We start from the raw sequence: 19,809 nt of genomic DNA, 5'->3' as shown, positions 1-19,809 counted from the left end.
AATCAAGACGTGACATATGTGATCGCCCTGCCGTGCGTGGATGTGAAGGATCGTGCCTGTATCGACGAATGCCCCGTCGACTGCATCTACGAAGGCGAGCGTTCGCTCTACATCCACCCCGACGAGTGCGTCGACTGCGGCGCGTGCGAGCCGGTCTGCCCCGTCGAGGCGATCTACTACGAAGACGATCTGCCCGAGGAGTGGCAGGACTACTACACGGCGAACGTCGAGTTCTTCGAGGACATCGGCTCGCCCGGCGGCGCGGCCAAGGTCGGCGTGATCGCGAAGGACCATCCCGTGATCTCGGCCCTTCCCCCGCAGACGCACTGATGGCCGTCCGCGATCTCGACGACTACCCGTGGGATGCCGTCGCACCCTACGCCGCGCGCGCGAAGGCGCACCCCGACGGGATCGTCGACCTCTCCATCGGATCGCCCGTCGACCCGACCCCGGAGATCGTGGCCGACGCCCTGCGTGCGGCGACCGACGCGCACTCCTACCCGTTGACGGTCGGGTCGCCCGCGCTGCGCGAGGCGATCGTCGACTGGTACGCGCGTCGCCGCGGCGTTCCCGGCCTCACCACGCAGGAGGTCCTGCCGACGGTCGGGTCGAAGGAGCTGGTGGCGCTGCTGCCGCTGCTGCTCGACCTCGGTCCGGGCGACGTCGTGGTCCACCCCCGCGCGGCCTACCCGACGTACGAGGTGGGAGCGAAGCTCGTCGGCGCCTCGCCGGTCGCCGCCGACGACCCGGCCGAGTGGCCCGAGGGCACGCGGCTGGTCTGGCTCAACACGCCCGGCAACCCCGACGGACGCGTCCTGGACGTCGACGCGCTGCGCGCGGCGGTCGAGCGCGGCCGTGCGATCGGTGCCATCGTCGTGAGCGACGAGTGCTACGCCGAGCTCGGATGGGACGGCCCGTGGGCCACGCAGCCGGTGCCGAGCATCCTCGATCCCCGCGTGGTCGGGTCAGACCGCCGCGGCATCCTGTCGGTGTACTCCCTCAGCAAGCAGTCGAACCTGGCCGGATACCGCGCCGCGTTCCTCGCCGGCGACGACGCGCTCGTCGCGCGGCTGCTGACGGCGCGTAAGCACCTGGGGCTCATGCTGCCGGCGCCCGTGCAGGCGGCGATGACCGTCGCGCTGGGCGATGACGCCCACGTCGCCGAGCAGCGCGAGCGCTACCGCGTCCGGCGCGACATCCTCCGTCCCGCGCTGGAAGCGGCGGGCTTCCGCATCGACCACTCCGAGGGCGGCCTGTACCTGTGGGCGACCGAGGGGGTGGATGCGTGGGAGTCGATGAGCCGCCTGGCGGAGCTCGGCATCCTCGCCGGGCCGGGACACTTCTACGGGGCCCACTTCCCGCAGCACGTCCGCTTCTCGCTGACGGCGAGCGACGAGCGCATCCGCGCCGCGGCTGCGCGTCTGCGCTGAGACCTTCGTAGCTTTCCTCCTACGGATTCCCGATTCCTTTGCGGTGGATCTGAGTAGGCCCGCGCGCCCAGTAGGCTGTAAAGGATCCCCCAACGACCGCAAGGAGGCTTCGTGAGCGACGCGGGAAACCCCCAGAAGGCCACGGTCACCGTCGGTGACCGCACCGCAGAACTGCCGATCCTCACCGGCACCGAAGGCGTGCCGAGCGTCGACTTCTCGACCTTCACGAAGCAGACCGGACATACGAGCCTGGACTACGGCTTCGTCAACACGGCGGCGACGAAGTCGGCCATCACCTTCATCGACGGCGACGAGGGCATCCTGCGCTACCGCGGGTATCCGATCGAGCAGCTGGCGAAGAACAGCACCTACCTCGAGGTGGCGTGGCTCCTGCTCTACGGCGAGCTGCCGACCGCCGACGAGCTCGCCGACTGGGACGACAAGATCCGCCACCACACGCTGCTGCACGAGGATCTCAAGCGCTTCTTCTCGTCGCTTCCGCACACCGCGCACCCGATGTCGGTGCTCTCGGCCGCCACGGCCGCGCTCTCGACCTACTACGAGGGGCAGTCCGACCCCAACAACCCCGAGCACGTCGAACTCAACACGATCCGCCTGCTCGCGAAGCTCCCGGTCATCGCCGCCTATGCGCACAAGAAGAGCATCGGACAGGCCTTCCTCTACCCCGACAACTCGCTGAGCTTCGTCGACAACTTCCTGAAGCTGAACTTCGGCAACCTCGCCGAGGTGTACCAGGTGAACCCGGTGACCTCCCGCGCGCTCGAGCGGCTGCTGATCCTCCACGAAGACCACGAGCAGAACGCGTCGACCTCGACGGTGCGACTGGTCGGCTCGACAGGGGCCAACCAGTTCTCGTCGATCTCGGCGGGCATCAACGCCCTCTACGGCCCGCTGCACGGCGGCGCCAACGAGGCCGTGCTCGACATGCTCGCGCGCATCCAGGAGTCCGGCGAGAGCGTGCAGCGCTTCGTCGAGCGGGTCAAGAACAAGGAAGACGGCGTCAAGCTCATGGGCTTCGGACACCGCGTCTACAAGAACTACGACCCGCGCGCGAAGCTCGTCAAGGAGTCGGCGGACGAGATCCTCGCCGAGCTGGGCGTGCACGACCCGCTGCTCGATCTCGCGCAGGAGCTGGAGCAGGTCGCCCTGGAGGACGACTACTTCAAGGAGCGCCGGCTGTACCCGAACGTCGACTTCTACACCGGCGTCATCTACAAGGCGATGGGCTTTCCCACGCGCATGTTCACGCCGCTGTTCGCGATCGGGCGGCTCCCGGGATGGCTCGCGCACTGGCGCGAGATGCAGCACGATCCGCAGACGAAGATCGGCCGTCCGCAGCAGCTGTACGTCGGCGCGGCCGAGCGGGACTATCCCGGCGCACGCTGACGCGGCATCCGGCGGACGCCTCGGCGGGATCCACTAGGGTCGAGCCATGTCGCGTCTGCTGGTCCGCCGTCCCTCGCCCCGCCTCGCCGACGGCGAGGTCACGCACATCGGTCGCACGTCGGTCGACGCCGACCTCGCCCAGCGGCAGTGGGAGGCGTACGTCGACGTCTTCCGTTCGCGCGGTTGGCAGATCCAGGAGATCGCACCCGCGGACGACCAGCCCGACGGGGTCTTCGTCGAGGATGCCGTGGTCGTCTTCGACGACCTCGCGGTGCTGTGCCGGGCCGGCGCGCCGTCGCGCCGCGGTGAGGCGGCGTCGGTGCGGGATGCCCTGGCGGACACCGGACTGCAGACGGCCGAGATCGTCGCGCCGGGCACCCTCGACGGCGGTGACGTCCTGAAGGTCGGCCGGACCGTGTACGTCGGCGCGTCCGCCCGCACGAACGCGGACGGCATCGCCCAGCTGACCGCGCTGCTCGCCCCGCGCGGGTGGACGGTGGTCGCGGTGCCGGTCGAGCGCGTGCTGCACCTCAAGAGCGGTGTCACGGCGCTGCCCGACGGCACGGTGGTGGGGTACGAGCCGCTCGTCGACGATCCGTCGGCGTTCCCCGTCTTCGAGGCGGTGCCGGAGGAGCACGGCACGGCGGTGGTCGTGCTCGGTCCGACGGAGGTGCTGATGTCGGCGGACGCCCCGGAGACCGCCGAGCGCTACGTCGCGCGCGGGCTGACGGTGGTCGCGACGCCGATCACCGAGTTCGAGAAGCTCGAGGGCTGCGTGACCTGCCTCTCGGTCCGCATCCGCGACTGAACGGAATCGGAGCCGCGCAACGGATGCGGTCGGCGCGAGCCGCGGCATCCGATGCTGTCGTCGAACTCCGATTCTGCGACGCGGGTCAGTGCGCGATCGTCGCGGCGTAATCCGGCACGTAGTTCTGCAGTTCGCGCGGGGGCCGCTCATAGCCGCCGGAGGCGGGGCGCGGCGGGATGTCGATGGGAGCCCGCTCGACGTCCTCGTAGGGGATCTGCGTCAGCAGGTGGTGGATCATGTTGATCCGTCCGCGGCGCTTGTCCTCGTTGTCGACCTCGAACCACGGCGACTCGGGGATGTCGGTGTGGACGAACATCGTGTCCTTCGCGCGCGAGTAGTCCTCCCACTTCGTGATGGACAGGACGTCGTTGGGCGAGAGCTTCCACCGTCGCATCGGGTCGTCGTTGCGCGAGCGGAACCGCTTCTCCTGCTCCACGTCGGAGACGCTGAACCAGTACTTCTTCAGCAGGATGCCGTCTTCCACCAGCATCCGCTCGAAGATCGGCACCTGGTGCAGGAAGCGATGGTATTCGGCGTTGGTGCAGTACCCCATCACGTGCTCGACGCCCGCGCGGTTGTACCAGGAGCGGTCCATCAGGACGATCTCGCCGGCGGCCGGGAGGTGGGCGATGTAGCGCTGGAAGTACCACTCAGACTTCTCGCGCTCGGTCGGCGTCGGCAGGGCGACCACGCGGGTGACGCGCGGATTGAGGTATTGGGAGACGCGACTGATCGTGGATCCCTTGCCGGCCGCGTCACGCCCCTCGAAGATGACGACGATGCGCGCGCCGGTGGACTGGACCCACGCCTGCATGTCGACCAGCTGCGCCTGCAGCCGCTTCAGTTCGCGTTCGTACGGCTTCTTCGGCATCCGGTCGCTCATGACCAGATCGTAGCCGCCGCCGGCTCTCAGGCGTGCAGCGCCTCGTTGAGGGTGACCCCCACGCCCTCGCGGCGCACGGCCTCGACGGCGCCCGTGAGCGAGTTCCGCCGGAAGAGCAGGCTGTTCTGCCCCGACAGCTGCCCGCCCTTGACGACCGGGCGCGACCCGTCGTGCAGCGGCGCCTCGTTCGAGAGCACGATCTTGGTGCCCGCCGTCACATAGAGGCCGGCCTCGACGATGCAGTCGTCGCCGAGGGAGATGCCGATGCCCGCGTTGGCGCCCAGGAGCGTCCGCGCGCCGATGGACACCCGGTGGGTCCCGCCGCCGGACAGGGTGCCCATGATCGACGCGCCGCCGCCGATGTCCGAGCCGTCGCCCACGACGACGCCCTGCGAGATGCGGCCCTCCACCATGGACGCGCCGAGGGTGCCGGCGTTGAAGTTGACGAATCCCTCGTGCATGACCGTGGTGCCGGGGGAGAGGTACGCGCCCAGGCGCACCCGGGAGGCGTCCGCGATGCGCACGCCCGGCGGCGTGACGTAGTCGAGCAGGCGCGGGAACTTGTCGAGGCCGTGCACCTGGATGCCGGCGCGCTGCAGGGCCGGCCGGAGCCGCGCCGCATCGCCCGGATGCATGGGACCCGCGGTGGTCCACGCGACGATCGGCAGGTGCCCGAAGATGCCGTCGAGGTTGAGGTCGTTGGGCGCGACGACGCGGTGCGAGAGCGCGTGCAGGCGCAGGTACGCATCGGGCGTCGAGGCGGGCGCCGCATCGAGGTCCACCGCGACGGTGACGAGCTCGACCTCGACCGCGCGGCGCTCGTCGGGCTCGGCGAAGGAACCCCACGTCGCGGCGGCCGCAGCGACGTCGGCGTCGGTGGGAGCGCCGAGGCGCACCTCCGGGAACCAGGTGTCCAGCACCGTCCCGTCGCCGCTCGTCGTCGCCAGGCCGATGCCCCATACCGTCCGCTGCTCACTCATGCGTCCAGGCTATCGAAGCGGCGGGCCTCGATAGACTCGGCCCATGCCCGTGCTCGATCTGTCCGCCTCGTCCGTCGACCTCACGCGCACGATCTGCGACATCCCGAGCGTCTCCGGCGACGAGGCCACGCTCGCCGACGCCATCTTCGCGGCGATCTCGCCCCTCGCGCACCTGGAGGTGTATCGCGACGGCGACACGATCGTCGCGCGCACCGATCTCGGACGCGACCGTCGGGTCGCGATCGCCGGGCACATCGACACCGTGCCGATCAACGCCAACCTGCCGACCCGCGACATCGAGGTCGACGGGCGGCCCCATCTCTGGGGCCGCGGCACGGTGGACATGAAGGGCGGCACCGCGGTGCAGCTCAAACTCGCCGCCGAGCTGATCGCGCCGCGCGTGGACATCACGTGGCTCTGGTACGACAACGAGGAGGTCGATTCCGACCGCAACGGCCTCACCCGTCTCGCCCGCACCCGCCCCGATCTCTTCGCCGCCGACTTCGCCATCCTGGGCGAGCCGTCCAACGGCCAGGTGGAGGGCGGCTGCAACGGCACGCTCCGCGCCATCGCCCGCACCCACGGGGTGCGCGCCCACAGCGCCCGCGCGTGGATGGGGGAGAACGCCATCCACCGTGCGGCGCCGATCCTCGCGCGCCTCGCCGAGTACCGTCCGCGGGAGATCGCGGTCGACGGGCTCGTGTACCGCGAAGGGCTCAACGCCGTCCGCATCTCGGGCGGCGTCGCGGGCAACGTCATCCCCGACCTGTGCGAGGTCGAGGTGAACTTTCGCTTCGCCCCGAGCCGGAGCGTCGCGGATGCGGAGGCGCACGTGCGCCGCGTGCTGGAGGGCTTCGACGTCGAGATCGTCGATGCCGCCGCCGGCGCGCGGCCCGGGCTGGATGCGCCGCTCGCTCAGGAGTTCCTGGCGGCCGTCGGCGCCGAGGCCCGGCCCAAGTACGGCTGGACCGACGTGGCGCGCTTCGCGGCGCTGGGCGTGCCGGCCGTCAACTACGGCCCGGGCGATCCGAGTCTCGCGCACCATGACGAGGAGCGTGTCTCCTACGCGCAGATCGAGGACGTCGAACGTGGGCTGCGCGCGTGGCTGAGCGCGCCCTGACCGACGCCGGGGTGCCGGCGCGCGGATGGTCGCCCGTCGACCGTCTCGGCAGGCTCCGGCCCGCTCTGGCGGTGGCCGTGGTGTACGTCGCCGCGCGGGTCGTGACGACGGTGTTCCTGGCGATCGCGGCGGAGCTGTCGGGTCCGACCTCGCGGTTCGGGTCCGACGCGAACATCGGCACGCTGTCGATGGGGTGGGACGCCCAGTGGTACTGGGTCGTCGGCACGGCGGGCTATCCCGATCAGCTCCCGGTCGACGGGACCGGGCACGTCATGCAGAACGCGTGGGCGTTCATGCCGCTGTACCCCGCGCTCACGCGCGCCCTGTCGGTCGTGCTGGGCGGCAACTACCCGCTCGCCGCCGTCGTCCTCGCGATCGTCGCCGGCTACCTCGCCTGCCTGGTGCTCTTCCACCTGCTCCGCGCACGGATCGACGCGGCGGCGGCGCTGTGGGCGGTCGCGCTGCTGGCGGCATCCCCGCTGGCGGCCCTCTTTCAGATGGGCTATGCCGAGTCGCTCTTCCTGCTCTGGCTGTTCCTGGCTCTGCGGTGCCTGCAGCTGCGGCGGTTCGGATGGCTGTACCTGCTGATCCCGGCGATGGGCTACACCCGCCCGGGGGTGCTCGCGTTCGCCCTCCTGCTGGGCGCCTACGGGGTGTACCGGTGGGTGCGGCGGCGCACCGACCCGCTCGCCGCCGTCGAGGTCGTGCACATCGTGCTGCTGGGTCTTCTCGCCGTCGCGGTCGGCTTCTCCTGGCAGTTCATCGCCGGCGTCGTCACCGGTGACCCGAGTGCGTACATGGAGACGGAGCTGTCGTGGCGGCGCGGCTGGATCGGCGAGGGCGGCTTCGTCCCCTTCGACGGGTTCGTCCAGGCGGCGGCCCTGTGGTTCCGGCTGTGGGGCCTGCCCGAGGTGCTCGGCTACATCGCACTCGTCGTGGCGGTCGTGGCCGTCGCGGCGCTGCTGCTGTTCGAGCCGCACGTGCGCCGTCTGGGCGTCGAGGTGCGGCTGTGGTCCGGCGCGTATCTGCTGTACCTGCTGCTCGTGTTCTTCCCGCAGTCGAGCATCTTCCGACTGCTCCTGCCGCTCGCGCCGCTCTACGGTGCGCTGGCGCTGCCGCCGCACCGGCTCTGGCGCGCGGGGATGCTGCTGCTCGGTCTCGTCGGCCAGTGGTGGTGGATCTATCAGATGCTCGCGCTCGGGAACACGTACACACAGATCCCGTGAGAATGACGCCGCGGCACGCCGCGTTCGGCCACTGTCTCGGCTTACCGATAAACTTGACAGGTAGTCCGATGACGAAAAGGAGCCCGCGATGGCAGCCATGAAGCCGCGAACCGGTGACGGACCGATGGAGGCCGTGAAGGAGGGGCGCCTGATCATCGTGCGCGTTCCCCTCGAGGGCGGCGGTCGACTCGTCGTCTCGGTCAATGACGAAGAGGCCAAGGAACTGCACGGCGTGCTCGGCGGCGTGGTCGGCGCGGCCTGAGTTCCTCCGATACGAGAGAAGGGTCGGTCTTCGGACCGACCCTTTCCCGTCCCCCGGTGCCGGACCGCGCGCTCAGCGCGCGTCGGCGGCGACGGTCGTCAGCTGCAGGAGCCCCTCGCCCACGATCGACAGCGCGCCCAGCACGGCGGGGGAGGACTGGGTCTCCTGGATGAGGGTGCGGAACGCGGTCGTCACCGGGTCGCGACGCACGGGGTCGGCGACCGCTCCGCCGGCGAGCACGCGCGGGATCAGCACGGTGCCCCCGGCCCGCACGAGGCGCAGGCCGTGCTCGACGTGGTCGATGACGCCTTCCGGATCGGCATCCACGAGCACGATGTCGTAGGACGCCTCGTTCATGCGGGGGAGGACCTCCGTCGCCCGTCCGGCGATGAAGCGCGCGCGTGCCGGCGGGACCTTCGCATCCGCGAAGGCGACGCGGGCGGCGGCGAGATGCTCCGGCTCCTTGTCGATCGTCGTCAGCGTCGCCCGGGGGGCGCCGTGCAGCAGCCAGAGGCCGGAGACGCCGGCCCCCGTGCCGATCTCGACGATGTTGAGGGCGGCGGTCGTGGCGGCGATGACGGCGATCTGCGCGCCGACGGCGGGGCTGATCGGATCGGCGCCGAGCTCGAGCGCGTGTGCACGGGCGCGCTCGATCGCCTCGGGTTCGACGGTGATCTCGTCGACGTACCTGCGGATCGCGTCCTGATCGGCCATGTTCATCCTCCGCCCCCAGCGTACGGTGCCGGTCGCGTCGCGGCGGGCAGGCGCACGGGTAACCTGGAGTCATGTTCTTCGGCCTCGACTGGGACAAGCTCGTCCTGATCCTGATCGTGGCCGCCCTCCTGGTCGGACCCGAGCGGCTGCCGCATTACGCCGAGACGCTCGCCAAGCTGACCGTGCGCGCCCGCGAGTGGCTGAGCGGTGCGAAGACGCGCGTCAAGGACGAGCTGGGCGAGGACTTCGACGACGTCGAGTGGCGCAAGCTCGATCCCCGCCAGTACGACCCGCGCCGCATCATCCGCGACGCGCTCCTCGACGACGCTCCGGTGCCCGCCGTCCGCGCGGCCGCCGTCGGCACGGCGATCGCCGCCACCTCGCCGACGCCGCTCACCCCCGCCTTCGATCCCGAGCTCGACGTCCCCTACGACGACGAGGCCACCTGACCGGCCGGCCGCTCAGCGCAGGGTGAGCGGCAACGATCTGCCGGCGAGGCCTCGCGGAGCGCGCGCCAGAGCGTCGGCCACCGCCGTGATGGCCCGCGCGGCAGGATCGTCCGGATCGGCGACCACGATCGGCACGCCCTCGTCGCCGCCGCGGCGCAGCCCCACGCTCAGCGGAACGGAGGCGAGCAGCGGCACGTCGTGTCCGGCACTCGACAGGGATGCCGCGACCGCCGCGCCGCCGCCGGCGCCGAACAGGTCGAGCACGCTGCCGTCGGGGAGCGTCATCGCGGCCATGTTCTCGACGACACCGATGACGCGCTGCCCGGTCTGCGCCGCGACGAGTCCGCTGCGCACCGCGACGTCGGAGGCGGCGGTCTGCGGCGTCGTGACGACGAGGACGTCGGCGTGGGGGAGCAGCTGGCCAACCGAGATGGCCACGTCTCCCGTTCCCGGGGGCATGTCGATGAGGAGGATGTCGAGGTCGCCGAAGTAGACGTCGGTGAGGAACTGCTGCACGGTGCGATGGAGCATCGGCCCGCGCCACGCGACCGCCGCCGAGACCGGTTGGTCGCGCGGCAGGAACATCCCGATGGAGATGGCCTTCACGCCGAAGGCCACCGGCGGGAGCATGAGGTCGTCGATCCGGGTCGGCGCGGGCGGGCGACCCTCGGCATCCACGAGACCCAGCAGCGCCGGGATCGAGAAGCCGTGCACGTCCGCATCGATGAGACCGACGGCGAGACCGCGGGCGGCCAGGCCGACGGCGAGGTTCGCCGTGAGACTCGACTTTCCCACGCCGCCCTTGCCGCTGGTGACCGCGATGACGCGGGTCAGCGAGTCGGGGCCGAACGGCATGCTGCGCGCCGCGCGGCCTCCGCGCAGGCGCGCCGTGAGCTCCTGGCGCTCCGCGGGCGTCATGACCCCGACCGCGATCTCGACGGTCGCGATGCCCGGCACGCTCGCCGCGGCGGATCGCACCTCGCGCTCGATCCGGTCGGCGGCGGGGCAGCCGACGATCGTCAGCGCGATCCCGACGTCGGCGCGGTCGCCGACGACACGGACATCTCGCACCATGTCGAGCTCCGAGAGCGGACGGCGCAGCTCGGGGTCCATGACCGCCCCGACCGCGCGCTGCACGGCGTCGCGGCGGAGCGCGTCCGGATCGTCGTGCGCCTGCGGCGCCGTCATGAGGGCTCGGGGGCCGTGCCCGGGGTCGACGGCGACGTCTCGCGCGACTCCTCGAGCGACTCGAGCAGCGCCTTGAGCTCATGACGCAGCACGTCGCGGGTGACCACGTGCTCCGAGACGTCCGTCATAGCCATCCGCAACGCGACGACCTCGCGCGCCAGGTACTCCGTGTCGGCGAGATTGCGCTCGGCGCGCTGGCGGTCCTGCTCGATCTGGACGCGGTCGCGGTCGTCCTGCCGGTTCTGCGCGAGAAGGATCAGCGGGGCCGCGTAGGAGGCCTGCAGCGACAGGATGAGCGTCAGCAGCGTGAAGTTGTTCTCCGCCGCGTCGAACTGGATGTCGCGCGGCATCACCGAGTTCCACCACAGCCACACGATGACGAACACCGACATCCCGATGAGGAAGCCGGAGGTGCCCATCGCCCGCGCGAACGCCTCCGAGAAGCGGCCGAACCGGTCGCGCGAGGGCTGGGGCGTGCGGTTGAGCATGCCGGCGCGCCCGCGCGGCGCGTCCAGCGAGGGGATGCGGCGGTCTTTCGCCTTGGCCATCAGGGCCTCCTCGGGATCGTCGCGGTGGTGGCGGGGACGACGAGCGGATCGTCGGTGCCGTCATGGGAACGCCAGTCCTCCGGCAGCAGGTAGTCGAGCACGTCGTCGACGCTCACGGCGCCGACGAGCCGATGCGCCGGGTCGACCACCGGCAGGGAGACGAGGTTGTAGCTCGCGAGCAGGCGCGCGACCTCGGCGGCGGAGGCGGTCACCGGCACGGGATCGAGCGTGTCGTCGATGATGGCGCCGAGCCGTTCGTGCGGAGGATAGCGCAGCATCCGCTGGAAATGGACGGTTCCCAGCAGCCGGCCGGTCGGTGTCTCGTACGGCGGGAGGGTGACGAAGACGGCCGCCGCGAGGGCGGGGTGCAGCTCGTGGCGGCGGATGAGCGCGAGCGCCTCGGCCACGGTCGCATCGGCCGACAGCACGATCGGCTCGCTCGTCATCAGACCGCCGGCGGTGTCGGGCCCGTACTTGAGCAGGGCGCGGACGTCTTCCGCCTCCTCGGGCTCCATCAGCTCGAGGAGCTCCTCGCGCTGGTCCTCGGGCAGCTGCGCGAGGACGTCGGCGGCGTCGTCCGGCTCCATCTGATCGAGGATGTCCGCGGCGCGCTCATCGCCGAGCGCCTCGAGGATGTGGACCTGCTCGTCCTCCGGCATCTCCTCCAGCGCGTCCGCGAGACGGTCGTCAGACAACTCCTCGGCGACCTCGAGCAGCCGTTCCTCGGGAAGGTCGAGGAGCGTGTTGGCGAGGTCGGCGGGCTTGAGCTCCGAGAACGTCGCGACGAGCTGCTCGGCGGACTGCGCTTCGCCGGGCACGGCCTGCTCGCGGACGTCGCCCCAGTTGGCGAAGGTCGTCGGACCCTTCGCGAACGGGGAGGCGCTCGTCCGGGGCTTGCGCAGGAAGAGCTGCCCGATGTCCCACTCGCCGAGGCGGTTGCGCTCGATCGCCGCGTCTTCGATGACGGCGTGGCCGGAGCCGTCGGTGAAGTACACCTTGCGCCCGAGCATCTCGCTCATCACGCGCACCTCGCCGCCGCGCTGCTGGAAGCGGCGCACGTTGATGAGGCCCGTCGTGATCACCTGTCCGGACTGGATCGAGGTGACGCGTCCGATCGAGAGGAAGACGTGCCGGCGCCCGGGGATCTCGACGACGAGCCCCACGACACGCGGCGGGTCGTCTTTTCGGTAGATGACGACGACGTCCCGGACCTTGCCGAGACGATCGCCCGCGGGGTCGAAGACGGTGCAGCCCACCAGCCGTGCCACGAAAACCCTCTGCGTACTCACTCGACCAGCGTAGTCCGCGCGCCCTCCGCGAGGCCGACGCGCAGCGTGCGCATGACAAGATGGTCGGGTGAGCATGTTGGGCGGAATCCCCCAGGAGCAGGGCGAGAAGATCGCCGACTACGCGACGTATCCCGCCGCGCAGAAGGCCGTCTCGCAGCTCGTCGAAGCAGACATCCCGGCGCGCGACATCGCGATCGTCGGCCATGGCCTGCGATCGGTGGAGACCGTCACCGGCCGCCTCGGCTACGCCGCCGCCGCGCGATCGGGCGCCATCAACGGCATCCTGCTCGGTCTCCTCTTCTCCGCGATCTTCGTGCTGGGCACGCCGAACGCCGCGATCCAGCTCTTCGTGGGCGTCATGCTCGTCGGCATCGCCCTCGGGATGCTGATGAGCATCGTCACCTACTCGATCGTGCGCCGCCGTCGCGACTACACCTCCGTCACGCAGGTGCTCGCCGACCGGTACGAGGTCACCGTGCTGCCACGCAGCATCCATCGTGCGCGTGAGGTCGTGGGCCGGACGGTCGCGCCCGCGCCGGCGCAACCCGTGCACCCCTCGCCGGCCGCGCCCGTACCCGGGCCGGCCGCACCTCCCCAGTACGGAGAACGGATCGATCCGCCGCAGTACGGCGAGCGCATCGACGGCGAGGGCCGTCCGGCCGCCGCGCCGGACGCACCCCCCTCCGACGAGGACCGCGACACGGGGTCGGCCGCCGCGGAGCGGTGATGGAGGTCGCGCTGCCCGCGGGCGTCGTCACCGTCTCGACCGCGCTGTCGGCGGCGGAGAGCCCTTGGGCGGTCATGGCCCTGGCCCACGGCGCGGGCGCGGGCATGGACCATCCGTTCTTGGTGGGGTTCGCCGATGCGCTGGCCGCGGAGGGGGTCGGCGTCCTCCGCTTCGCGTTCCCGTATGCGCAGGCGGGGCGGCGGATGCCGGGACCGGCCGCTCATGCCGTCGCCGCGTGGACCGCGGCCGTCGCCGCCGCCGGCGCGGCGGTCGCCGGGGTCCCGCTGTTCGCGGCGGGAAAGTCCTACGGCGGGCGCATGGCGTCGATGGCGGCCGCCGACGGCGTGATCTCGCCCGCCGGACTCGTCTACCTCGGCTACCCGCTGCATCCGCCGGGCGCCCCGGAGAAGCTGCGGGCGGCGCACCTGCCGTCCGTCGCGGCGCCGCAGCTGTTCGTCGAGGGGACGGTCGACCCGTTCATCCAGCCGCGGGCGCAGTTCGAGGAGGTCGTCGCGACGTGCCGCGACGCCTCGGTCGTGTGGGTCGACGGCGGCGGGCACTCCTTCGAGGTGAAGGGACGCCGACGTCCGGCCGCCGAGGTGGGCGCCGGCCTCGCGGCGTCGGTGGTGCCGTGGCTGCGCGCGCAGGCGCGGGATGCCGCGATCAGCTCGTGACGGTGCGTCCCGCGATCCAGGCCTCGACCTCGTCCGCCGTGCGCGGGATCGCGGCCGAGAGGTTCACGGGGCCGTCCGCCGTCATGAGGACGTCGTCCTCGATGCGCACGCCGATGCCGCGGTACTCCTCCGGAACGGTGAGGTCGTCGATCTGGAAGTACAGGCCCGGTTCGATGGTGAACACCATCCCCGGCTCGAGCACGCCGTCGTAGTACATCTCGCGGCGTGCCTGCGCGCAGTCGTGCACGTCGAGACCGAGGTGGTGGCTCGTGCCGTGCACCATGTAGCGGCGGTGCTGCCCACCGGCGTCGGCGTCGAGGGCTTCCTCGGCGGTGACGGGAAGAAGACCCCATTCGGCGACGCGGGCGGCGATCACGCGCATCGCGGCCTCGTGCACCGCGCGGAACTTCACGCCGGGTCGGGCGGCCGCGAAGGCGGCGTCGGCGGCTTCACGGACGGTCTCGTAGATCGTGCGCTGGATGGGGGAGAAGGTGCCGTTCACGGGAAGCGTGCGCGTGATGTCGGCCGTGTAGAGGCTGTCGACCTCGACGCCGGCGTCGATGAGGATGAGATCGCCGGGCACGACGGCGCCGTCGTTGCGCGTCCAGTGCAGGTAGCAGGCGTGCGGGCCGGACGCGGCGATCGTGTCGTAGCCCTCGCCGTTGCCGTCGACGCGTGCGCGGTGGTGGAACACGCCCTCGACGGCGCGCTCTCCGCGCGGCGTGGCGATGATGCGCGGCAGGTCGGCGACGATGTCGTCGAATCCGCGGGCGGTCACCTCCACCGCGAGGCGCAGCTGGGCGATCTCGTACTCGTCCTTGATGAGTCTCAGCTCGGACACGAAGCGGGTCAGCTCGTCGTCCTCGTCCAGGACGAGGTCGCCCTCCCCGGGCGCGAACGCGTCGATGTGGGCGGTCGCGATGCCGAGGTCGCTCGCGACGCCGTCCAGCGCCGGCCGCGGCCCGATCCAGAACTCGCCGATCGTCGCATCGCCGTAGAACTCCGAGGTGGTGCGGTCGGCGCGCTCGCGCAGGTAGAGGGTGACATCGTGGCCCGAGCCACCGGCCCGCGGGTCGAAGACGAGCACCGACTCGGGCACGCTGTCGCTCGCCCAGCCGGTCAGGTGCGTGAAGGCCGAATGGGCGCGGAACGGGTAGTCGGTGTCGTTCGACCGCTGCTTGTAGGTGCCGGCGGGCAGCACGAGGCGGCGCCCGGGGAACGCGGCGGACACGGCCGCGCGGCGTGCGGCGGTGTAGGGCGCCTGCTCGCGCGGCGGGGGAGTGAGGTCGGGGCGATCCGCCCACCCGGTCGAGATCGTCTCGAGGAAGCCCCGCGGGAACGGCTGCTTGCGGTTGGTGTTCTCGGTGGAGGTGACGGCGGTGTCGGTCGTGGCGCTCTCGCTCGTGCTCATGCCCTCCAGTCTCGCACCTCCGCTCACCCGTCGGCGGGCTGTGTGGCGTCGCGCACGTCGTATTGCACGATCAGGGGGCGGTGGTCGCTGCCGCTCGCGTCGAGGGAGCCGAGCACGACCGATCCGGTCGCCTCCCAGCGGTCGGTCGCCATGATGTGATCGATCGGCGTGCCGAGGAGGGCGGGCCACGCCGTCGACCAGGTGCCGACCCCGCCCGAGCCGGTCTGCGCCGCGGCATCCGTGCAGCGTCCGAGGTCGCCCCCGTCGACGCCCAGTCGCGCCATGTGATCGACCGTCGCATTGAAGTCGCCCGCCATGATCACGTCGTCGCTGGCGCACTGGTTCGCGACCCACTCCAGGTCGCCCCGCCAGTCCTCCATGCGGTCCTGGCGCGGAGCGACCGCGTGCACGGCGACGATCGTCGGCCCGCTGCCGTCGACCGGCATCGCCACCACGCTGGGCACCGCGGAGGTGTTGGTCGCGCCGTCGGAGGTGGACGCGACGACGGCGTAGTCGCCGAGCGTGGGCGAGATGAGCAGCGTCGTCGAGTTGGCGGCCCAGTCGGGGTAGCCGGGACGCTCCCCGTAATTCTCGTGGTGGGCCCACATGGGCGAGCCCATCTCGCGCATCGCGATGGCGACCGCCTCGCCCGTCTCGATCGTCGTCTCGGGGAGGGCCACGATGTCGGCGCGCATCGCGACGGCCGTCTGGGCGATCAGCTGCGCGTCGGTCGCGGCGCCGGCCGTGTTCCAGGTCATCACGCGGATGGACGTGTCGGTGGGCTCGGGGAGCGTGCCCGACCCGAGGCCCCGCGACAGCAGGATGCCGCCGTTCACGAGGCCGGCGACGAGGGCGATGATCGCGATCGTCCCGGCGAACGCCCGCAGCGGCCGCGCGAGGGCCAGCAGCAGCCCGAGCACGAAGACGACGCCGAAGACGATGACGACGACCCCGCGCAGGGAGACGATCTGCGCGAACGGGAAGGTCTGCTCGAGGCGGAAGAACTGCGGCCAGGTGACGACGGCCGCGGCGATCGCCGCGGCCACGGTGATCAGGATTCCGAACAGGCGCAGCACGTCAGGACTCTACGACAGTGCCCCTGAGAGTTCCCGGACCGTCGCCTCGACTCTGGCTACGCGCCGCCTCGTCCCGGCCTCGTGTCCGCGCCGACGGTACGCTCGTGGCATGGTCGTGTCGCAGGGGGAGCATCGGGCGCTCCGCTTCCGCGGGCCGAGCGACCTCCACCTGCACTCGGACCACTCCGACGGCACGGAGCCGCCGGCCCGGGTGATGGCCGCCGCGCACGCCGCCGGACTGCATACCGTGGCGCTGACCGATCACGACACGACCTCCGGCTGGACCGAGGCGGCCGAGGCGGCCGGCTCGCTCGGGATGACGTTCCTCCCCGGCATGGAGCTGTCGGCACGGCACGAGTGGCGCAGCATCCATGTGCTGGCCTACCTGTTCGACCCCGAGCACCCCGGCCTGCGCGCCCTCACCGACCGCATCCGCCACTCGCGCCTGACGCGGGCGCAGACGATGGCGGAGCGCATCGGCCGCGACTACGAGCTGACCTGGGACGACATCGTCGCCCAGACGGCCGTGGGGGCCACCGTGGGGCGTCCGCACCTGGCCGACGCGCTCGTCGCGCGCGGCTACGTGCGCGACCGCGGTGAGGCCTTCGCCGGCATCCTGCATCCGGGCAGCGACTACTACGTCGACCTCTACGCCCCCGACCCCGTGACCGCGGTCGCGACGGTGGTGGATGCCGGTGGTGTCCCCGTGATCGCGCACCCCGCGGGGCGCGGCGGGCTCCTGCCCGAGCCGCTCATGGACCGGATGCTCGCGGCCGGCCTGGCCGGCTTCGAGCTCGGTCACCGCGAGAACCGGGAACCGGCGCTCGGCGCACTGCGGGAGCTCGCGCAGCGCCGAAATCTGCTCGTGACGGGATCGAGCGACTACCACGGGCTGGGAAAGCCCAACCAGCCGGGGGAGTTCACCACAGACGACGACGTGGTCGCGCGCATCATCGCCGCCGCCCGCGGGAGCGACCCCGTCTTCCCCTGACGTCGCGTATTCCGGATGCAGCAACCCACCCCCCTCGAACGGCGGATCGACGCCGCGGCCCACCGGCTGCTGCGCGGTGCTCCGGAGAGCGGCATCCGTGCCTTTCTCGTCGAGGCGGCGGTGTTCGTGGTCAAGCAGGCGTGGGCGTGCGTCTTCGGCGCCGCGCTTCTCGCGGTCATCGTCGCGGCCCGGTTGTGGTGGCCCGACGACGCGGCGCTCGCCCGCAACGATGCGCTGACGATCGCCGCCGTGCTCATCCAGATCGGGATGCTGGTGGGGCGCCTCGAGACGGGGCGCGAGCTGTGGGTGATCGTGCTGTTCCACATCACCGGCACCGGGATGGAGTTGTTCAAGACGGACGTCGGCTCGTGGTCGTACGCCGCCGAGGGCGTGCTGCGCCTCGGGGGCGTGCCCCTGTTCAGCGGCTTCATGTACGCGGCCGTCGGCTCGTACATGGTGCGGGTCTACCGCCTCTTCGACCTCAGCTTCGTGCGCTACCCGCGTCGGTGGGCGACCACGGTCGTCGCGGCGCTGATCTACGTCAACTTCTTCTCGCACCACTACGTCTGGGACCTGCGCTGGCTGCTCCTGCTGGCCGTCGCCGCGCTGTGGCTGCCGACGGTGATGCACGCGCGCATCTGGCGGCGGACGCTCCGGCTGCCGCTGCTCGCGGCCTACGCCGGGGTCGCCCTGTTCATCTACCTCGCCGAGAACATCGCGACCTGGGCCGGGGCGTGGCTCTACCCCGACCAGCTCGACGGATGGCACCCGGTGTCGCTCACCAAGCTCGTGTCGTGGTTCCTGCTGATGATCGTGTCGGTCGTGATGGTCACGTGGGTGTACCCGCCCCGACCACCGTCGGCGACGCCGGGGTCGCGGAAGTCGCGGAAGTCGCGGAAGAGCCCGGGGAGGAGTGACCGTCGACGACCTTCATGACCCGACGCTATCGGCGACCTCCGACATCCAACCCGGTGTCGGAGGCGGCCGGGCGGGGCCGAATCAGGCTCCGGCGACGGGGGGCGTAGCGGGAGCGCCACCCCCGGAACCACGCCGACGGCGGCGGCGGCGCGCGGGCGCGGGCTTGCCGTCGTGGTGCTCCGTGCCGGCGCCGTCGTGCGTGCCGGCACCGTCGGCCGAGCGAGGGGCGTCCACGGTCGAGACGGCGGCGGCATCCGTGCTCTCCGACGCGCCCTCGGCGAACGTCGCGCCGACCACGGACGATCCCGAACGGCGCCGACGGCGACGGCGGGTGCCGGCCTCGGCGGATCCTTCCGCCGCGGCATCCGTGGCGCGCTCCGGGGCGGGGCGCTGCGTGCGCACCGTCTCGGTCTTCGGCGCCTTCGCGAGGCGGCCCTTGGTCCCGGCGGGGATGTCGAGGTCGGTGTAGAGGTGGGGACTCGACGAGTAGGTCTCGACCGGCTCGGGCTGACCGAACTCGAGCGCGCGGTTGATCAGCGCCCACTTGTGGAGGTCGTCCCAGTCGACGAACGTGACGGCGATGCCGGTCTTGCCCGCGCGGCCGGTGCGGCCGGCGCGGTGCAGGTAGGTCTTCTCGTCGTCAGGGATGGTGTGGTTGATGACGTGGGTCACGTCGTCGACGTCGATGCCGCGCGCGGCGACGTCGGTCGCGATGAGCACGTCCTTCTTGCCTGCCTTGAAGGCGGCCATCGAGCGCTCGCGCGCCTCCTGGCTCATGTCGCCGTGGACGGCTCCGGCGTTGAAGCCGCGGTCGTTCAGCTCGTCGACGAGCTTCTGGGCGGCGCGCTTGGTGCGCGTGAACACGACGGTCTTGCCGCGACCCTCGGCCTGCAGGATGCGCGCGATGACCTCGTCCTTGTCGAGCGAGTGCGCCCGGTAGACGAGGTGCTTGATGTTCGCCTGCGTCAGACCCTCGTCGGGATCGGTGGCACGGATGTGGATCGGGTTGCTCATGAACCGACGGGCGAGGGCCACGATCGGTCCCGGCATGGTGGCCGAGAACAGCTGGGTGTGGCGCACCGGCGCCACCTTCTGGAAGATCTTCTCGATGTCGGCCAGGAAGCCGAGGTCGAGCATCTTGTCCGCCTCGTCGAGCACGACCTCCACCGCGCCCGACAGGTCGAGCAGTCGCTGGTTGTTGAGGTCGATGAGGCGGCCGGGGGTGCCCACGACGATCTGCGCGCCGGCCTTCAGCTGGTCGATCTGCCCCTCGTAGGCCTTGCCGCCGTAGATCGCGACGACGCTCGTGGAACGGTTCTGCGTGAGCATGTCCATGTCCTCGTAGACCTGGACGGCGAGCTCGCGCGTGGGAACGACGATGAGCGCCTGCACGCCCGGAGCCGGGTCGAGTCCGAGGCGCTGGACGACGGGGATGCCGAAGCCGAAGGTCTTGCCCGTGCCCGTCTTGGCCTGGCCGATGATGTCCTGGCCGGGCAGCCCCAGGGGGATGGTCTGCTCCTGGATGGGGAAGGCGTCCACGATGCCCTTGGAGGCGAGCGCCTCCACGATGTCGGGGTCGATTCCGAGCTCAGCGAATGTCGTCACGATACGTGCCTGTCTGGCGGTGAGAAGCCGCCGGTGAGGAGGTCCACGCCTTCTACTCATCCGCAGGCGCGGGGGTCCCGATCCGTCGCCGGGACCAGACCAG

The 19,809-nt window shown here is 71.3% G+C and carries 21 protein-coding genes; 12 read left to right on the top strand and 9 right to left on the bottom strand.

The annotated features are described in order from the left end of the window. Window positions 1-9: 9 nt before the first annotated feature. The 4 genes from fdxA (at window position 10) to ddaH (ending at window position 3,645) form a co-directional block, all read left to right on the top strand. Entirely contained in the window at window positions 10-330 is a 321-nt protein-coding gene (gene fdxA / locus MHO01S_RS10085; protein WP_060960154.1) for a ferredoxin, read from the top strand. Continuing rightward, entirely contained in the window at window positions 330-1,430 is a 1,101-nt protein-coding gene (dapC, locus tag MHO01S_RS10080; RefSeq protein ID WP_060960155.1) for a succinyldiaminopimelate transaminase, read from the top strand. The genes fdxA and dapC overlap by 1 nt, the downstream gene beginning before the upstream one ends. A gap of 111 nt (window positions 1,431-1,541) precedes the next feature. Then, the gene (locus tag MHO01S_RS10075) at window positions 1,542-2,837 is read left to right on the top strand and encodes a citrate synthase (protein WP_060960156.1); all 1,296 of its coding nucleotides are present in this window, start codon (window positions 1,542-1,544) and stop codon (window positions 2,835-2,837) included. 46 nt (window positions 2,838-2,883) lie between these two features. After that, on the top strand, window positions 2,884-3,645 hold the full coding sequence (gene ddaH / locus MHO01S_RS10070) for a dimethylargininase (protein ID WP_060960157.1): 762 nt from the start codon (window positions 2,884-2,886) through the stop codon (window positions 3,643-3,645). 85 nt (window positions 3,646-3,730) lie between these two features. Here ddaH and ppk2 read toward each other — a convergent pair whose 3' ends face one another. Both ppk2 and dapD read right to left on the bottom strand, forming a co-directional pair. Continuing rightward, the gene (gene ppk2 / locus MHO01S_RS10065) at window positions 3,731-4,516 is read right to left on the bottom strand and encodes a polyphosphate kinase 2 (RefSeq protein ID WP_060960201.1); all 786 of its coding nucleotides are present in this window, start codon (window positions 4,514-4,516) and stop codon (window positions 3,731-3,733) included. Between the two features lie 38 nt (window positions 4,517-4,554). Next, window positions 4,555-5,508 (bottom strand): 2,3,4,5-tetrahydropyridine-2,6-dicarboxylate N-succinyltransferase, encoded by a 954-nt coding sequence (dapD, locus tag MHO01S_RS10060; protein WP_060960158.1) that lies wholly within the window; start codon window positions 5,506-5,508, stop codon window positions 4,555-4,557. Window positions 5,509-5,551: 43 nt separating this feature from the next. Between dapD and dapE the strand changes: the two genes are divergently transcribed. The 3 genes from dapE to MHO01S_RS16330 all read left to right on the top strand — a co-directional run bounded on the left by dapE (window position 5,552) and on the right by MHO01S_RS16330 (window position 8,116). Then, window positions 5,552-6,628, top strand: coding sequence for a succinyl-diaminopimelate desuccinylase (gene dapE / locus MHO01S_RS10055; protein WP_060960202.1), 1,077 nt, complete (start codon window positions 5,552-5,554; stop codon window positions 6,626-6,628). Then, window positions 6,610-7,854, top strand: a complete 1,245-nt coding sequence (locus MHO01S_RS10050; protein WP_060960159.1) for a hypothetical protein — start codon at window positions 6,610-6,612, stop codon at window positions 7,852-7,854. Before dapE ends, MHO01S_RS10050 begins: the two co-directional genes overlap by 19 nt. An 88-nt stretch (window positions 7,855-7,942) precedes the next feature. Then, window positions 7,943-8,116 (top strand): DUF3117 domain-containing protein, encoded by a 174-nt coding sequence (locus MHO01S_RS16330; RefSeq protein ID WP_082734206.1) that lies wholly within the window; start codon window positions 7,943-7,945, stop codon window positions 8,114-8,116. A gap of 72 nt (window positions 8,117-8,188) precedes the next feature. On the opposite strand, the gene MHO01S_RS10045 is transcribed toward MHO01S_RS16330, so the two are convergent. Beyond that, entirely contained in the window at window positions 8,189-8,830 is a 642-nt protein-coding gene (locus MHO01S_RS10045; RefSeq protein ID WP_060960160.1) for an O-methyltransferase, read from the bottom strand. Between the two features lie 71 nt (window positions 8,831-8,901). Between MHO01S_RS10045 and MHO01S_RS10040 the strand changes: the two genes are divergently transcribed. Beyond that, on the top strand, window positions 8,902-9,279 hold the full coding sequence (locus MHO01S_RS10040) for a twin-arginine translocase TatA/TatE family subunit (protein WP_060960161.1): 378 nt from the start codon (window positions 8,902-8,904) through the stop codon (window positions 9,277-9,279). A gap of 12 nt (window positions 9,280-9,291) precedes the next feature. Here the strand turns inward: MHO01S_RS10040 and MHO01S_RS10035 are convergent, their stop codons facing one another. From MHO01S_RS10035 to MHO01S_RS10025, 3 genes are read right to left on the bottom strand one after another with little or no spacing between them, the layout of a single operon-like run. Continuing rightward, on the bottom strand, window positions 9,292-10,467 hold the full coding sequence (locus tag MHO01S_RS10035; RefSeq protein WP_060960162.1) for an Mrp/NBP35 family ATP-binding protein: 1,176 nt from the start codon (window positions 10,465-10,467) through the stop codon (window positions 9,292-9,294). Further along, a complete protein-coding gene (locus tag MHO01S_RS10030; RefSeq protein WP_060960163.1) occupies window positions 10,464-11,015 on the bottom strand; it encodes a DUF1003 domain-containing protein in 552 nt (183 codons plus the stop codon). Before MHO01S_RS10030 ends, MHO01S_RS10035 begins: the two co-directional genes overlap by 4 nt. Beyond that, window positions 11,015-12,304, bottom strand: coding sequence for a magnesium transporter MgtE N-terminal domain-containing protein (locus MHO01S_RS10025; RefSeq protein ID WP_060960164.1), 1,290 nt, complete (start codon window positions 12,302-12,304; stop codon window positions 11,015-11,017). Before MHO01S_RS10025 ends, MHO01S_RS10030 begins: the two co-directional genes overlap by 1 nt. Before the next feature lie 73 nt (window positions 12,305-12,377). Between MHO01S_RS10025 and MHO01S_RS10020 the strand changes: the two genes are divergently transcribed. Together MHO01S_RS10020 and MHO01S_RS10015 are read left to right on the top strand one after the other, a co-directional pair. Beyond that, complete coding sequence (locus MHO01S_RS10020; RefSeq protein WP_231735137.1) at window positions 12,378-13,031, top strand: YflT domain-containing protein; 654 nt, start codon at window positions 12,378-12,380, stop codon at window positions 13,029-13,031. Continuing rightward, window positions 13,031-13,705, top strand: coding sequence for an alpha/beta hydrolase family protein (locus tag MHO01S_RS10015; RefSeq protein WP_061782244.1), 675 nt, complete (start codon window positions 13,031-13,033; stop codon window positions 13,703-13,705). Before MHO01S_RS10020 ends, MHO01S_RS10015 begins: the two co-directional genes overlap by 1 nt. Here the strand turns inward: MHO01S_RS10015 and MHO01S_RS10010 are convergent. Together MHO01S_RS10010 and MHO01S_RS10005 are read right to left on the bottom strand one after the other, a co-directional pair. Next, window positions 13,695-15,116, bottom strand: coding sequence for an aminopeptidase P family protein (locus tag MHO01S_RS10010; RefSeq protein WP_060960167.1), 1,422 nt, complete (start codon window positions 15,114-15,116; stop codon window positions 13,695-13,697). The genes MHO01S_RS10015 and MHO01S_RS10010 overlap by 11 nt on opposite strands. Before the next feature lie 23 nt (window positions 15,117-15,139). Beyond that, window positions 15,140-16,192 (bottom strand): endonuclease/exonuclease/phosphatase family protein, encoded by a 1,053-nt coding sequence (locus MHO01S_RS10005; protein WP_061782243.1) that lies wholly within the window; start codon window positions 16,190-16,192, stop codon window positions 15,140-15,142. 109 nt (window positions 16,193-16,301) lie between these two features. On the opposite strand from MHO01S_RS10005, the gene MHO01S_RS10000 reads away from it, so the two are divergent. Beyond that, window positions 16,302-17,183: a PHP domain-containing protein gene (locus MHO01S_RS10000; RefSeq protein ID WP_060960168.1), complete on the top strand. Its 882-nt coding sequence runs from the start codon at window positions 16,302-16,304 to the stop codon at window positions 17,181-17,183. Between the two features lie 15 nt (window positions 17,184-17,198). Next, a complete protein-coding gene (locus tag MHO01S_RS09995; RefSeq protein WP_060960169.1) occupies window positions 17,199-18,119 on the top strand; it encodes a DUF817 domain-containing protein in 921 nt (306 codons plus the stop codon). A 63-nt stretch (window positions 18,120-18,182) separates the two neighbouring features. On the opposite strand, the gene MHO01S_RS09990 is transcribed toward MHO01S_RS09995, so the two are convergent. Continuing rightward, window positions 18,183-19,706 (bottom strand): DEAD/DEAH box helicase, encoded by a 1,524-nt coding sequence (locus tag MHO01S_RS09990; RefSeq protein ID WP_061782242.1) that lies wholly within the window; start codon window positions 19,704-19,706, stop codon window positions 18,183-18,185. Window positions 19,707-19,809: the final 103 nt, after the last annotated feature.

This window comes from Microbacterium hominis NBRC 15708, assembly GCF_001592125.1.
Lineage (GTDB): Bacteria > Actinomycetota > Actinomycetes > Actinomycetales > Microbacteriaceae > Microbacterium > Microbacterium hominis.
Note: the sequence above shows the minus strand (reverse complement) of the source record. Positions and strands in the feature narration are given on the sequence as shown.

Excerpts from the sequence above, each read along its gene's own strand:
- dapC (WP_060960155.1), top strand. The coding sequence starts at position 330 with ATGGCCGTCCGCGATCTCGACGACTACCCGTGGGATGCCGTCGCACCC.
- ddaH (WP_060960157.1), top strand. The coding sequence starts at position 2,884 with ATGTCGCGTCTGCTGGTCCGCCGTCCCTCGCCCCGCCTCGCCGACGGC.
- ppk2 (WP_060960201.1), bottom strand. The coding sequence starts at position 4,516 with ATGCCGAAGAAGCCGTACGAACGCGAACTGAAGCGGCTGCAGGCGCAG.
- dapD (WP_060960158.1), bottom strand. The coding sequence starts at position 5,508 with ATGAGTGAGCAGCGGACGGTATGGGGCATCGGCCTGGCGACGACGAGC.
- dapE (WP_060960202.1), top strand. The coding sequence starts at position 5,552 with ATGCCCGTGCTCGATCTGTCCGCCTCGTCCGTCGACCTCACGCGCACG.
- MHO01S_RS16330 (WP_082734206.1), top strand. The coding sequence starts at position 7,943 with ATGGCAGCCATGAAGCCGCGAACCGGTGACGGACCGATGGAGGCCGTG.
- MHO01S_RS10045 (WP_060960160.1), bottom strand. The coding sequence starts at position 8,830 with ATGGCCGATCAGGACGCGATCCGCAGGTACGTCGACGAGATCACCGTC.
- MHO01S_RS10040 (WP_060960161.1), top strand. The coding sequence starts at position 8,902 with ATGTTCTTCGGCCTCGACTGGGACAAGCTCGTCCTGATCCTGATCGTG.
- MHO01S_RS10035 (WP_060960162.1), bottom strand. The coding sequence starts at position 10,467 with ATGACGGCGCCGCAGGCGCACGACGATCCGGACGCGCTCCGCCGCGAC.
- MHO01S_RS10030 (WP_060960163.1), bottom strand. The coding sequence starts at position 11,015 with ATGGCCAAGGCGAAAGACCGCCGCATCCCCTCGCTGGACGCGCCGCGC.
- MHO01S_RS10020 (WP_231735137.1), top strand. The coding sequence starts at position 12,378 with ATGTTGGGCGGAATCCCCCAGGAGCAGGGCGAGAAGATCGCCGACTAC.
- MHO01S_RS10015 (WP_061782244.1), top strand. The coding sequence starts at position 13,031 with ATGGAGGTCGCGCTGCCCGCGGGCGTCGTCACCGTCTCGACCGCGCTG.
- MHO01S_RS10010 (WP_060960167.1), bottom strand. The coding sequence starts at position 15,116 with ATGAGCACGAGCGAGAGCGCCACGACCGACACCGCCGTCACCTCCACC.
- MHO01S_RS10000 (WP_060960168.1), top strand. The coding sequence starts at position 16,302 with ATGGTCGTGTCGCAGGGGGAGCATCGGGCGCTCCGCTTCCGCGGGCCG.
- MHO01S_RS09995 (WP_060960169.1), top strand. The coding sequence starts at position 17,199 with ATGCAGCAACCCACCCCCCTCGAACGGCGGATCGACGCCGCGGCCCAC.